The following is a 13,768-nucleotide window of genomic DNA, read 5'->3' on the forward strand; positions in this document are numbered from 1 at the left end:
TACGCAGCCTGGGTTTGTGATAGCATCGCGCCCGCGACAGCCACACATGATCTTAACCATGTCGTTGACATACAAAGATCATAGATCGACTTAACTTGCTATTTGGGTGTGCCTCGGGCAACGTGAGTGCAAGAATTAATCAGTAGGACTGATAACCACATTACATTTACAGAAGGGTTTCAATGCTCACTAACGACAATCTCAACACGTTGACTTCGATTCGTCAGCGTATTCGCGACCATTACCGGATTGATGAATCCACTGCTATAGATCAAATTCTGCCGGTTGCAGAAGTAAACCCGCGTGCCAGAAGCCGTGCCTGGGAAAGGGCACGAAAGATGGTACTGCGAATTCGTCGTGACCAGGAAGGGCATGGGGGCGTAGATGCGCTACTGAATGAATACTCCCTGTCTACCGCTGAAGGGATTGTATTAATGTGTCTGGCAGAAGCTCTGCTTCGTGTGCCGGATAAAGAAACCCAAGATGAACTCATCCGCGATAAATTATCAAAAGGGCAGTGGACTCCCCATCTTGGTAACTCCGACTCTATGTTCGTAAACGCGTCAGCCTGGGGCTTGCTGCTCACCGGCAACATGGTGAACTATGCTGACAAACGTCGTAACGAGCAGTTTGGCTTGTTGAAGAAAACACTGGGGCGTTTAGGTGAACCGGTTATCCGCCGTGCGATGAACATTGCCATGCGAGTAATGGGGCGTCAGTTCGTGATGGGTGAAACCATTAAAGATGCCGTTGAGCGCGCCAAAGACAAAGAAACCAAAGGGTATGTGTATTCTTACGATATGCTGGGCGAGGGCGCCCGAACCATGGAGGATGCCGACCGCTACTATAACTCTTACGTTAATGCGATTAAGGTGATTGGTAAAGCGGCGGCGGGTCGCGGTCCAAAACGTTCACCGGGTATTTCGGTAAAGCTATCGGCTATTCACCCTCGCTATGAATTCCTTCACGCTGAGCGCGTAATGGCAGAAATTCCGCCGAAGCTGAAAGCGTTGTGTTTAATGGCCAAAGATTTCGATATTGGCCTAACGGTAGATGCTGAAGAAGCCGACCGTTTAGACATTTCGTTAGATATCATTGAAGCCGTATTCCGCGATCCGGAACTGGACGGCTGGGAAGGATTTGGTCTGGCGGTTCAGGCTTACCAAAAACGTTCTATTCATGTTATTGAATGGCTACGTAAGCTCACGCTGGAAGTCGGTCGTAGCATGATGGTGCGTCTGGTGAAAGGCGCCTACTGGGATACCGAAATTAAGATGACCCAGCAAGCTGGCGTTGACGGCTTCCCAGTATTTACCCGTAAATCGTCCACCGACGTTTCCTATCACGCCTGTGCCAACAAGTTGTTGGACTACCGTGACTCTATTTATCCGCAGTTCGCTACGCACAATGCGTACACTGCATCGGTGATCATTGAACTGGCCGGTGACGACAAAGAAGGCTTCGAATTCCAGTGTCTGCACGGCATGGGGGATACCCTTTACGATCAGGTGGTTACCGAAGAGAAAATTCAATGTCGGGTTTATGCACCGGTAGGCGAACACGAAGACTTGCTGGCCTATCTGGTTCGCCGTCTTTTGGAAAACGGCGCGAACTCCTCGTTTGTTAACGCCATTGTTGATGATGAAAAGCCAGTGGAATCGCTGCTTGAAGATCCGGTTGAGAAAACCCAGCGTCTTAAAATCCGTCACAATAAACAAATTAGTGCGCCCCGTGATTTATATGCGCCGGAGCGCGAGAACTCCCGCGGTCTGGATCTTACCGACGTAAATGCTATGCACGCGTTGCAACATGAATTAGCGCGCTGGGAACAACACTATGCGGTACACGGCGAGTTGCCTGAAGGCGCGACAGCGGTACTAAACCCTGCGGCACAAAACGATGTGGTGGGCTTCCACCATTATGCTGACATCGAACAGATGAAAACCGCGCTGGATAATGCCCATAATGGTTTTGCGGCCTGGTCTAAGCGTTCGGTAGAAGAGCGTGCTGATATTCTTGAGCGCACAGCCTTTGCCTTAGAGCGTCATATGGGCGAGCTGATTGCTATCTGTATACGTGAAGCCGGTAAAGTAACCCAGGACAGCATCGATGAAGTGCGTGAAGCCGTAGACTTCCTGCGTTACTACGCTGTGCGTGCTCGTGAACTCGACGCTGATCAGCGCTTCGTGGCCCGTGGTGTTGTACTTTGTATCAGCCCATGGAACTTCCCGCTGGCCATCTTCTTAGGTCAGGTGGCGGCAGCGCTAGCAACGGGTAATACCGTAGTGGCTAAGCCTGCTGAACAAACCAGTATGGTAGCGAAACGCGCATTGGAAATTATGCACACCGTTGGTTTGCCTGAAGATGCCATGCAGCTGATCATTGCACCGGGTAAAGATGTGGGTAGCACGCTGCTACCCGACGAGCGTATTAAAGCGGTGATGTTCACCGGCTCGACTCAAACCGGCACGCTAATCTCTCAGCTATTGGCAGAGCGTGGTGGTGAGCAGGTACCACTGATTGCCGAAACTGGTGGTCAGAACTGCATGATTGTCGACTCCACCGCATTGCCTGAACAGGTTATTGATGATGTGGTGCATTCTGGCTTCCAGAGTGCCGGTCAACGCTGTTCTGCGCTGCGCGTACTTTACGTGCAGGAAGACATCGCCGACGATATCGCTGACATGCTGATTGGAGCCATGAAAGAACTGAGCATTGGCAATCCAGCATTGTTAAGCACAGATGTGGGGCCGGTGATAGACGAGAAAGCGTTTAAAAACCTGAAAGATCACGAAAGCTACATGGAAGGTAAAGGAAAACTGTTGTATCAGTGCGCATTACCTGAAGATTGCGGCGACGGTTTCTTCTATCCACCTACGCTGTATCAAATCGACAGTATTGACGTGCTGGAGAAAGAAGTTTTCGGCCCGGTTATTCATCTGGTGCGCTTTAAAGGTAAGGAAATCGGTAGTGTTGTCGACAAGATCAACAGCACCGGTTACGGCCTGACCATGGGCATTCACTCTCGCATTGAAGAACGCGCGAACGAGCTGGCTGCTCGTAGCCGTGCCGGTAACGTGTACGTGAACCGAAACATGATTGGCGCCATTGTGGGCGTGCAGCCATTTGGTGGTCGTGGTCTTTCTGGTACCGGCCCGAAAGCGGGTGGCCCGAACTACTTACGCCGTCTTATGCAAGAGCGTGCTACACCTAAGCCTTCTCAGGTTGAAGACATTGAAAACCTCGATGCTGCATTAAGCGGCGAGAAGAAAGATGCAGAAGCCGCCGTGCGCCTGATGACGCAAGGGGTAAATGTTGAAACTCAATGGCGTCATACTGCACTGAACGACCGTATTTCCATGGTTCGTCAGTTGCTGGCTAAGCTAGCAAAAGTGGATATCGTTGATGAATTAGCCGACGACCTTAACCGCACACTCGCCACGTCTCGTCAGCAGTTAACCACTATCGAGCGCATCATGGCGAAGGCCAAGCAATTACCTGGACCAACCGGTGAGTCGAATAAGCTCTATCTCGAACCACGTGGTGTTCTGGTCTGTTTCGCGGATAAAGGCGTAAGTTTCGAGTACTGGACATTGTCGATTGTAACGGCGCTGGCCACCGGTAACGTGGTTGTGTCTGTTGTCTCTGACTTGTTCTACGACGAAGCGCTGGAATTCCAAAAGCACTTCCTGAAAACCGGCGCGCCAGAAGGTGTGTTCCAGGTAGCCCGTTTGAGTCACCTAAACGACTTGCTGATGAACGAGCACTTAGCGGGTGTGGTTGTCGATTCACATACCGAGCGTACTGCGCAAATTGCTGCCATGTTGTCGTCTCGTGAAGGGGCTATTCTACCGGTAATTACCGCAGAATATAACGACAACCTCATTCAGCGTTTGCTAACAGAGAAAACCATCAGTATTGATACCACCGCTTCGGGTGGTAACACATCACTGATGACGCTGGTGGAAGACGACGAATAGTAGGTCTTGCAGTTCAACGAAATTAAAAAAGGCGTGCTTCATTTGAAGCACGCCTTTTTCGTTAATGTGCAAATAGATTTACGGGATGCGTGTTACATCCACTCGTCGTTACGACGACGCTTCTTCGGCAGGAAAGTAAGAATCACGCCAAGTAGCACACCACCGCCAGCGACAATGCCGCCCCAGGTAAACCACTTGATCATTTCGTCTTTACTCTGTGCTTCAAGCTGGTTGGTCAAGCGAGTGATTTCCGTGGTTTGATCGCCAGTTTCAGACTTCAGGGCGGAAAGTTCCTGACGTACCGCACTGAGTTGCTGCTTCAGACGATCGTTTTCAGTACGTAAACCTTGCAGGCTGCCTTCGCTGTCAGCGAGGCGTTGAGTAAGCAGGGGAATCTTTTCTGCCTGCGACATTTCATTACTGACAAAGCGGGTTTCAACCCAACCTGTGCGATCTTCGTTGTCTTTAATCTGAGTAAACTCGGCTTCACTGTTGCGATCGAGCACGGTGATTGGCGTACCTGCGCCTACCGAACCAAGAATACGGTAGTTGCGACCTGGACCCGCATGCAGGAAGACAAACAGGTCATCGCGGATGTAATTTGAGGAAGATGCTTCTTCCTGCAGAGATTCTTCAATAGGATCCTGCTGCTGTGCAAAAACCTGAAAGGATAGACCAATAAGAGCAATGGTCAGCCATTTTCGTAACATAGTGCGTCCGTAGTGGTTGTTAGAAACGTTGTGATGGTATTGGCTGTTCTTATGAAAGGCAAGCCTGACCGCCTGTTTGGACAGGCAACTCGTCATACAGTTCACTTTTCGTGACATCAATGAGTGTGCAATGAACGACTTAGGTCTAACATACATTGCGAAAAGACTTATACGAAGGTATTGTGTCTTACTAATCATCGACCGACCTGCCTTTATCTCTTATGTCGGAAATAGAAATAAAATTTGTGACGCGCGAAAGCGCGTTACCTGCATTTATCGACAACGTTTTGCCCGTATTTGAACGCGCTGGTTATTCCGTTAACCGCGAAGCGGAAATGCGCTTACAGAACGATTACTACGATACTGCGGAACATATTTTCCAAACTGCAAAAATGGGTTTTCGTGTTCGTGGCTTCGACGATAAGTTCGAACAAACCATGAAAACTCAGGGCAAAATCAGCGGCGGGCTGCACCAACGTGCCGAGTACAACGTTGATTTAGAAACCGCTGAACCCGATTTGCGCCTCTTCCCCAAAGACGTATGGCCTGATGACTGGCAGGTAGAAACTGTTAATCAAGACTTACAGCGTCAATTCAGTACGAACTTCGTTAGAACCACGTTCAATGTGGCGTGGCAGGATGCTCTGGTTGAAATTGTTGTCGACGAAGGGGAAGCCACTACCGGTAAAAACAGTTCGCCCATTCGAGAAATTGAGCTGGAACTTAAGAAGGGCCAGGTTGCAGACTTGTTCACACTGAGTCAGCTTATCATTGAGAACATGCCGGTACGTTTGAGTGATGTGTCGAAAGCTGCGCAGGGGTATCAACTCCTTAATGGCTTGTCGCCGGTGATATCTCCTATGCAAGGCTACCTTGCACTCAATCACGGCACCTCTACCGAAGACGCGTTTTGTAAGGCTATTCAACTGGCGCTGTCGCATTGGCAGAAGCACGAGCACTTGTTCTATGAAACGGGCTCGGTAAAAATGCTGGGCGAAATTGTAAAGAGTATTCGTCTGCTGCTACAAACCGTTACCCTTTATCTTCCTGTGCTGCAATGCCCGCAGCTGATGTCGGTTCACCAATTACTCACTCGATACGTTCAAGGCTGGTTGTGGCAAGACGATCTGCAAAGCCTGCGTTATTTGTTGTCGAAGAAAAGTTTGTTTAATAAATGCCTAAGCCGTTATCCGGCATTGCTTAGCTACTTACAAGGTAGAAAAGCAGGGTTGATTCATGCACATCATCCTGAAGAATTGTTACTGAACAAACAGACTAACCGACTTAAATTACTGCTTTCGCAAATTTTGCACGAAAAGCCCTGGCGCGACCATTCCAGAGCCTACGATGTACCGGTAATGGAACATGCCCAGGGGTGGCTGGCACAGGGTTGGCAAACGGTGCAGCAAACCATGCCTGCTGCCCGTACCATGACTCCCGAAAATTATCTGGCAATTGGTGTGCTGCTTAGACAAACTTTGTGGAACGGGTTTCTGTTGGCCGATTTGTTCGATGACGACAGGCATCATTTCCGTGCGCCGTGGCTCGATATCTTAACCGGTATTGATGAACTCAAAGCGCTAATGATGCTAAAAGCCATGTCTCAGGAATCTGAACTTGACGATGTGACCGACGTATTCACCTGGATTGATGAGAAGATTATCAGCCTGATGAATGTAATGGAAAGAACCCGACAAGCGGGTATGCAAGGCGATATTTACTGGTAATCCAGTTGCTGAAGAGGACGTGAGGGAAAACACCTATGTTGCATCGCTACACCCTTTTGGTTTTGTTTCTGCTTTATGCGGTACTGCTGTTCCAGTTTTTCCGTGAAAAACATCGTGTGGCTGGCGCAAACTGGGTGGCGGCAGCAATGGCAGTGTGGCCCCTCATTCTGGTTGATGAAATTATTCGTGCCTTCGACTTGCCACTGGCGGCCGCGTCCTCGTTATTGGTTTTTGTGCCTTTGCTCTGTCTAACTTTGCTTTATCGCAGTGTAAAATTGCTGGTTATTGATAATCCTCGTCCATCCAAGCCATTGTTATGGGTGCCTGTAGGGATTACGGTACTTGCTCAGATACCACTTTGGTTTGTGAGTGCCAGTGACAAAGCCATGTGGCTGCAGGCTTCTCCCGTGGGGCATCCTCTCGAAAACTGGGCGCTGTATCTCGCCTACATGGCAACCGGGTTCGGTATGTTGGTGATGGGCATCGTGATTACAGAAATGATTCAGAATTACCATCGTTACTTATCCTGCCAAGTGGTTGATGTACGAGAATACAAAGTGCGTTGGCTTGGTGGTGCTATGGGAATTAGCGTCGGGCTAGGCTTTTGTTGTGTGTTGCTGGTAACCGCCGGTGCGTTCGGCTTCTTTAATATTACGTTCTGGCAGTCCTTGTTCAATCTGCTGTTTGCGATTGCCATGCTGCAGACATTTATTGCTGTTATCCGCCCGCAACATACTTCTCCCTCTCCACTGGATTATCATCGTCTGGCAGAACTCAAGGCGCAACAATGCGTGATGCGTGAAGCCTTGGTCAAAGCTGAACAAGCCATGTCGTCGGTAGAAGCTTATAAAAAGCCCGGCTTACAACTTAAAGCATTTGCACAACAGTGCGACGCAGACCCAACCACCATGGTTATTGCATTACGCTTGTTGGAAAAACGGGACTTCAGAAGTTTCGTGTATCAATACCGCCTAGCTTATGCGAAAAGTGAGTTGCTCAGTCAAGACAGCCAATTGGCGGCTACAGCGAAACGACTCGGTATTCACTCCGAGCAATTTCTCAGTGGTGCAATGATGAATCACATCCGCAAACAGGGTTAACCGAACAGGTTGAGTTGCTCTTTCGTATTTACCCACCGATAGGTGGGCACTAGCCAAAATGACGGTGTAGTACTGCGCCGGTAAACGACGTGCGTAAATAGTAGCCCCGGGGGCGTGTGCGAATACGTTCTCCATCTGCGTTCATGGCGTCGGTGAGCACATTGCCACTAGCCGCTTTAGGGCGAATATGCAGCGCTTGCCCCAGTCGCGCAGTGATTTTTTCAACGTCACCCAGCACAATCATTTCAGTCAACTCTTCCCAATCACGTTGCAAAGTAGCATCTTCCTGTTCGTTAGGTTGCCAGAAAAAAGCCGTGGCGACGCGACGGTCAGCCAGCGGGATACTGCGATCGCCTTCTAAGGGCACCCACAACACTTGCTGCAATTTATTGCGTACATTCGATGTTTGCCAGGTAATGCCCGGCTTACTTAATAGAGGCGCATAGCAAACGTACGTTGTTTCCAGCGGATTAAACTGCTGATCAATGGGAATAGTTTTTAATTCAACGCCCAGTTCAGGAAAGTCCTGCTGCGGTTTTGAGCCCGCTGTTGCGCCAAGCCATTTTTCAATAAGCATACCCGGCCAGCCCTTGTGGCGCTGGAGGTTTGCCGGTATGGATACCTGCGCCATGGCGGCCAACTCGCCCAGCGTCACCCCGGCAATTTGATAACTGCGGTCCAGTAATTCCTGTGGGCTGGATGGTGCGGTTTCAGGCGGTTGCAAGGCGCTCTCCTCGGAATATTCGATGAATATGGATTAATGCTTTGAAAGGGCTATAGTTTATGGAAGAATGCGTAAATAGAAAAGTTTATCGTGCCCGGGAGTCTATGTGATAGATGCCGACGGATTCCGTGCGAATGTGGGCATAGTGATTTGCAACAAAATGGGTCAGGTGTTTTGGGCAAGGCGTTATGGTCAGCATTCATGGCAGTTTCCACAAGGCGGAATTGATGAAGGGGAAACTGCAGAGCAAGCTATGTATAGGGAGTTGCACGAAGAAGTAGGGTTAACAAAAAAAGATGTCACTATCTTAGGAGTTACCCGCAACTGGTTGCGCTACAAACTGCCGAAGCGTTTAATTCGCCAAGGGAGCTCGCCTGTATGTATCGGACAAAAACAGAAGTGGTTTTTACTGCAACTGGATTGTCACGAAAAAGATGTCAATGTACTTAAAACCGGTCATCCCGAGTTTGACGACTGGCGTTGGGTTAGTTACTGGTATCCCATTCGCAATGTGGTGTCTTTCAAGCGTGATGTTTACCGGAAAGTGATGAAAGAATTTGCTGGTGTTGCGATGCCTGCTGTACAGCGTTCAGCGCAAAATCCCTCAAATAAGCGGCATCGTAAGCGTAGGCGAAACGGCTAAACAGGAGAACCTCTTCGTGGCTGGAACCGGGAACATACTCACCACGTTAAAGCGCATTGTTCAGGAAATGAACCAGATCCCAGACCTGGATCAGGCTTTGTTTCGCCTTGCGTCCCGGGTTAAGCAAACCATGGCGGTGGATTCCTGTTCCATTTATCTGGCAGATTACGACCAACAAGATTTTATTCTCAAGGCCACAGATGGTCTGCACCCTGATGCCGTTGAACTGGTGCGGATTGGTTTCTCTGAAGGCCTTATCGGCTTAGTGGGTCAGCGGGAAGAGCCGCTGAACATCGAAAATGCCCACAAACATCCCCGTTTCAAACACTACCCGGAAGTAAAAGAAGAAAACTATAACGCTTTTCTTGGTACGCCTATTATCCATCAGCGTAAAGTGCTGGGTGTTATTACCATGCAGCAGAAAGCGATGCGTCGATTCAGTGAAGACGAAGAAGCGTTTCTGGTTACCTTGGCTACGCAACTTGCATTGGAAATCACCAACGCTGATATACGCGGTGCACTTAGCCATTCATCGAATCAGGAATCGATGCCGCGTCAGAAAAACGTAAGGGGTATTGCAGGTTCCACCGGTTTGGCCATCGGTATAGGGTATTCTACCGACAGCAGTATTTCACTGCGAAACTGGGTGGTAAAACGCTGTAACGATCAAGAACTTGAGATCCGTTTGTATCGCCGGGGTGTTGAATTAACCCGTAAACATGTTGATGACTTATCGGGTCGGCTGGATGAAGGCATACCTGATGACGTGAAATCGATTTTTCAGCTGTATCACCATTTGCTCGACGCCAACAGCTTAGGCCGAGAAGTGGAAGCGAAAATTCGAGAAGGGTGGGACGCGGCTTCATCATTAAAAATGGTTGTTGAAGATTACGCTGCGCGCTTTCAAAGTATGGAAGACCCGTACATGCAAGAGCGGGCCATCGATATCATCGATTTGTCTAACCGCATCTTGCTCAATATTCTCTACGATAACAAAGGCAAGGGGCCGTCTGCCGACGACATCAAAGCCGACAGTATTCTGGTAGCAGAAGAAGTTAGCGCAACCATGCTGGCGGAGTTCCCACGGGCTTACCTAAAAGGCATTATCTCTATTCGGGGGTCGAACAACTCTCACGCTGCTATTCTTGCCCGCGCGATGGGCGTACCTGCCGTTATGGGTTGTCAGAACGTGTCACCGGCGCTGCTGAATGGCAAAGAAATTCTTCTCGATGGGTATTCTGGTGAAGTGATCATTTCGCCCGAAAAGACTATCCGCAACGAGTTTGTTCAACTTATTGAAGAAGAGAAAACGCTCTCGCAGCGTATCGATGCCGAAGCCGATCAAGAGTGCTTAACTCAAGATAAATGTCGTATGGCACTTTACGTTAATGCGGGGCTATCGGCAGAAATAGAAGCGACCCAGTTTGTAAATGCAGATGGCATCGGACTTTATCGCACAGAGATCCCTTTCATGTTGCGTGAGCGTTTTCCGTCAGAGCAAGAACAGGTGGAACTGTATCGTCAAATCCTGCTCGCGTCGCCTGAACAATCCATCACCATGCGCACGCTCGATGTTGGCGGCGATAAACCGCTACCGTACTTTCCTATTAGCGAGGAAAATCCCTTCTTAGGTTGGCGTGGTATTCGTCTTACCCTGGACCATCCGGAAATTTTTCTAGTACAGGTACGAGCGATGTTGCGGGCAAGTATTGGTCTGACTAATTTACAAATTATGCTACCAATGATTTCGTCGGTGACAGAGGTAAAAGAAGCCAAGCGTCTTATCGAGCAGGCTTTCTTTGAAATAAAAGACGAAGTGAAAGACATGGACGTGCTGTTGGAAAAGCCTAAGTTGGGGATCATGCTTGAAGTACCTTCGGTACTTTATCAGCTGCCGCAGCTTGCGAAACAGGTCGATTTTTTCTCGGTAGGTAGTAACGATTTAACGCAATATCTTCTGGCGGTAGACAGAAACAACACCCGTGTTGCTTCACTGTATAATAGCTACCATCCGGCGGTTTTAAGTGCATTGTTTGATATCGTTAAGCAAGCGGATGCGAACCATGTTCCGGTAACGGTGTGCGGCGAGATCGCCGGCGAGCCCGGTGGCGCAATTTTGCTCATGGGAATGGGTTACCGCAAGCTCAGTATGAACGCCCATAATCTGCGCAAAATTAATTGGGTGATTCGTAATGTATCGCTGGAAGAGTCGCGACAACTGCTGATGAAAGCGCTCACCGCCCACACCCATGAAGAAGTCTTCAGCCATATCAATCATTATCTGGAACATCGGGGACTTGGCGGCCTGGTGCGCGCCGGATCATAATGTTGTTTGTCGTTTTCGCTTCATACCTGTAACCCCTTTCCGGTGTATTCTATGATACGCTACGCGCCTCACGTAAATGGACGTATTCATGGACCCCTTTTTAATTATTTTTATGTGTTGTCTGGCGCTGGGGCTACTTGTTGGTTTGCTAGCAGGAATGCTCGGCATAGGCGGCGGCCTGATCATTGTGCCTTGTTTGTCGTATTTGATGGTGCATTTTCTAGGAATAAGCACTGATATAGTTATGCCAATGGCGGTAGCAACCTCATTGTCGACTATTATTTTCACCGGTTTATCGTCGGTTATGGCGCACAAAAAGCTAGGGAATTTAGATCGCCATATTGTGGTCTACAGTGGAATTGGTATTGCTTTTGGCGCGGTAGCTGGCGCTTTCGTTGCCAGTGCCATTTCAGGCCATTTACTGAAAAACATTTTTGCTGTGCTGGTGATGCTGGTGGCTGCGCAGATGATTTTCGGTAAACGGGAAGCCTCCCGCCATGAAGCTTCTAAACCCACGCTAATTGCTGTTGGGTCAGGTGTGGGCGGCATTAGTGCGCTAATGGGCATTGGTGGCGGCGCGCTGTTAGTGCCCGCATTGGTTTGGTTTCGTGTGGGCGTGCGACAAGCCATTGGTTGTGCTGCATTCAGTGGATTAGTGGTGGCGTTATTTGGCACCTCAAGTTTTATATTTACGGGGGCAGACGTTCCTGGCTTACCAGAAAAAGCCATTGGTTACGTGTACTGGCCGGCAACCTTAGGCATTGTGTGTACATCGGTATTCACCGCGAACCTTGGCGCCCGCCTGGGACAGCGGATGAACACTCAGTTATTGAAAAAGATCCTCGCAGGACTGCTTGTACTGGTGAGTATCAGAATGATTGTAGGAATTGAATAAGCATGGCAGAAAGCAGTTATTTTGTCTTTCCAAATATAGATCCGATTATTTTTAGTATCGGGCCGCTTAGTGTGCGCTGGTACGGCATGATGTACCTTGTCGGCTTTATCGCCGCTTATATGTTAGCGCAGAAACGCTTGTCACAAACTACCTGGACCCGTGAACAGCTCAGTGATTTGTTATTTTGGGGCTTCGTGGGTGTGATTCTCGGTGGCCGTATAGGTTACGTGCTGTTCTACCAGTTTAATATGTTCATTGAAGATCCCACCTATTTGTTCCGGATATGGACCGGCGGGATGTCTTTCCACGGCGGTTTGTTAGGTGTGCTGGTGGCCTTGGCGTGGCAGGCCAAACGTATGAACGCCACCTTCCTGCAAATTGGCGACTTTGTCGCGCCGCTTGTTCCTATTGGCTTAGGTGCGGGACGTATTGGTAACTTCCTGAATGCCGAATTGTGGGGCCGAACCACAGATGTGCCCTGGGCCATCATTTTCCCTGGTGCCGGTGAGCTTCCTCGCCATCCTTCTCAGCTTTACGAGTTTGCGCTGGAAGGTGTATTGTTGTTTATTATCTTGTGGTTATATTCAGCCAGACCAAGACCTACCGGCGCCGTTGGCGGGTTGTTTTTGCTCGGGTACGGATGTTTCCGTTTCATTGTTGAATATTTCCGCGAACCCGATCAGCATATCGGGCTTTATTCCGTTGGCCTGAGCCAGGGGCAATTACTCTGTATACCCATGATCATGCTAGGCGCTGGCCTCATGGCGTGGGCATATTTACGTAAATCACCCGAAACAACAATAAAAAACAGTGACAAGAAATCGGCATGAAAGAATATTTAAAACTCATGCGCCACGTAAGAGACGAAGGCGTTAAAAAAGAAGACCGCACAGGTACGGGCACCCTGAGTGTATTTGGCTATCAAATGCGATTCGACCTGGCGAAAGGCTTTCCATTAGTCACAACCAAAAAATGTCATCTGAAATCCATCATTCATGAGTTGTTGTGGTTTTTGAAAGGCGAAACGAACATTCGCTACCTGAAAGAAAACGGTGTATCGATTTGGGACGAGTGGGCTACCGATGAAGGCGAGCTTGGCCCGGTTTATGGCCATCAATGGCGAAGCTGGGATGCCGGTGACGGTACCACCATCGATCAAATCAAAGACGTGGTTGAGCAAATTAAAACTAACCCTGATTCACGCCGTCTTATCGTTAGTGCCTGGAATCCCGCGGTCTTGCCAGACACTTCCGTGTCGCCAAAAGAAAATGCTGCGAATGGCCGTCAGGCGCTGCCGCCTTGTCACACCATGTTTCAGTTCTATGTACTAAACGGAAAACTTTCCTGTCAGCTCTATCAGCGCAGTGGCGATGTGTTTTTAGGCGTGCCGTTTAATATTGCCAGCTATGCGTTACTTACTTTGATGGTCGCGCAGGTTTGTGACCTTGAGCCTGGTGAATTTATTCATACCCTAGGCGATGCCCATTTGTATTCTAATCACCTGGAGCAAACCGAAACACAGCTTGCTCGCGAGCCTTTCCCTAGCCCAACAATGCATATTAATCCTGAAGTGAAAGACTTGTTTGCTTTCACTTTTGAAGATTTCGAGCTGCAAAATTACCAGTCTCACCCGCATATTAAAGCGCCGGTTGCGATATAGCAG

General features: G+C 49.1%; 10 protein-coding genes. 8 read left to right on the top strand and 2 right to left on the bottom strand.

Annotated features, from left to right (window positions below):
• The first annotated feature begins 182 nt into the window (after positions 1 to 182).
• Positions 183 to 3,980 (top strand): bifunctional proline dehydrogenase/L-glutamate gamma-semialdehyde dehydrogenase PutA, encoded by a 3,798-nt coding sequence (gene putA, locus ACXAGX_RS16510; RefSeq protein ID WP_474839668.1) that lies wholly within the window; start codon positions 183 to 185, stop codon positions 3,978 to 3,980.
• 92 nt (positions 3,981 to 4,072) lie between these two features.
• Here putA and ACXAGX_RS16515 read toward each other — a convergent pair whose 3' ends face one another.
• Positions 4,073 to 4,690, bottom strand: coding sequence for a TIGR04211 family SH3 domain-containing protein (locus ACXAGX_RS16515; protein WP_070125539.1), 618 nt, complete (start codon positions 4,688 to 4,690; stop codon positions 4,073 to 4,075).
• A gap of 221 nt (positions 4,691 to 4,911) precedes the next feature.
• Here ACXAGX_RS16515 and ACXAGX_RS16520 point away from each other — a divergent pair, with 221 nt between their 5' ends.
• Both ACXAGX_RS16520 and ACXAGX_RS16525 read left to right on the top strand, forming a co-directional pair.
• A complete protein-coding gene (locus ACXAGX_RS16520; protein WP_474822638.1) occupies positions 4,912 to 6,417 on the top strand; it encodes a CYTH domain-containing protein in 1,506 nt (501 codons plus the stop codon).
• Positions 6,418 to 6,452: 35 nt separating this feature from the next.
• The gene (locus ACXAGX_RS16525; RefSeq protein WP_474822642.1) at positions 6,453 to 7,517 is read left to right on the top strand and encodes a helix-turn-helix domain-containing protein; all 1,065 of its coding nucleotides are present in this window, start codon (positions 6,453 to 6,455) and stop codon (positions 7,515 to 7,517) included.
• Positions 7,518 to 7,566: 49 nt separating this feature from the next.
• Here ACXAGX_RS16525 and mutH read toward each other — a convergent pair whose 3' ends face one another.
• On the bottom strand, positions 7,567 to 8,241 hold the full coding sequence (gene mutH / locus ACXAGX_RS16530) for a DNA mismatch repair endonuclease MutH (protein ID WP_474822646.1): 675 nt from the start codon (positions 8,239 to 8,241) through the stop codon (positions 7,567 to 7,569).
• 106 nt (positions 8,242 to 8,347) lie between these two features.
• Between mutH and rppH the strand changes: the two genes are divergently transcribed.
• The 5 genes from rppH to ACXAGX_RS16555 all read left to right on the top strand — a co-directional run bounded on the left by rppH (position 8,348) and on the right by ACXAGX_RS16555 (position 13,765).
• Complete coding sequence (gene rppH, locus ACXAGX_RS16535) at positions 8,348 to 8,884, top strand: RNA pyrophosphohydrolase (RefSeq protein ID WP_474822650.1); 537 nt, start codon at positions 8,348 to 8,350, stop codon at positions 8,882 to 8,884.
• A gap of 34 nt (positions 8,885 to 8,918) precedes the next feature.
• Positions 8,919 to 11,210 carry a phosphoenolpyruvate--protein phosphotransferase gene (ptsP, locus tag ACXAGX_RS16540; protein ID WP_474840022.1) on the top strand — a complete coding sequence of 764 codons (2,292 nt, stop codon included), beginning with the start codon at positions 8,919 to 8,921 and terminating at the stop codon, positions 11,208 to 11,210.
• Between the two features lie 88 nt (positions 11,211 to 11,298).
• Positions 11,299 to 12,105 carry a sulfite exporter TauE/SafE family protein gene (locus tag ACXAGX_RS16545; protein WP_474822653.1) on the top strand — a complete coding sequence of 269 codons (807 nt, stop codon included), beginning with the start codon at positions 11,299 to 11,301 and terminating at the stop codon, positions 12,103 to 12,105.
• A gap of 2 nt (positions 12,106 to 12,107) precedes the next feature.
• On the top strand, positions 12,108 to 12,935 hold the full coding sequence (lgt, locus tag ACXAGX_RS16550) for a prolipoprotein diacylglyceryl transferase (protein WP_474839671.1): 828 nt from the start codon (positions 12,108 to 12,110) through the stop codon (positions 12,933 to 12,935).
• Positions 12,932 to 13,765, top strand: a complete 834-nt coding sequence (locus tag ACXAGX_RS16555) for a thymidylate synthase (protein ID WP_474822661.1) — start codon at positions 12,932 to 12,934, stop codon at positions 13,763 to 13,765. The genes lgt and ACXAGX_RS16555 overlap by 4 nt, the downstream gene beginning before the upstream one ends.
• Positions 13,766 to 13,768: the final 3 nt, after the last annotated feature.

Source organism: Alteromonas sp. ABV4_515 (genome assembly GCF_056160345.1).

Excerpts from the sequence above, each read along its gene's own strand:
- putA (WP_474839668.1), top strand. The coding sequence starts at position 183 with ATGCTCACTAACGACAATCTCAACACGTTGACTTCGATTCGTCAGCGT.
- ACXAGX_RS16515 (WP_070125539.1), bottom strand. The coding sequence starts at position 4,690 with ATGTTACGAAAATGGCTGACCATTGCTCTTATTGGTCTATCCTTTCAG.
- ACXAGX_RS16520 (WP_474822638.1), top strand. The coding sequence starts at position 4,912 with ATGTCGGAAATAGAAATAAAATTTGTGACGCGCGAAAGCGCGTTACCT.
- ACXAGX_RS16525 (WP_474822642.1), top strand. The coding sequence starts at position 6,453 with ATGTTGCATCGCTACACCCTTTTGGTTTTGTTTCTGCTTTATGCGGTA.
- ACXAGX_RS16545 (WP_474822653.1), top strand. The coding sequence starts at position 11,299 with ATGGACCCCTTTTTAATTATTTTTATGTGTTGTCTGGCGCTGGGGCTA.
- lgt (WP_474839671.1), top strand. The coding sequence starts at position 12,108 with ATGGCAGAAAGCAGTTATTTTGTCTTTCCAAATATAGATCCGATTATT.
- ACXAGX_RS16555 (WP_474822661.1), top strand. The coding sequence starts at position 12,932 with ATGAAAGAATATTTAAAACTCATGCGCCACGTAAGAGACGAAGGCGTT.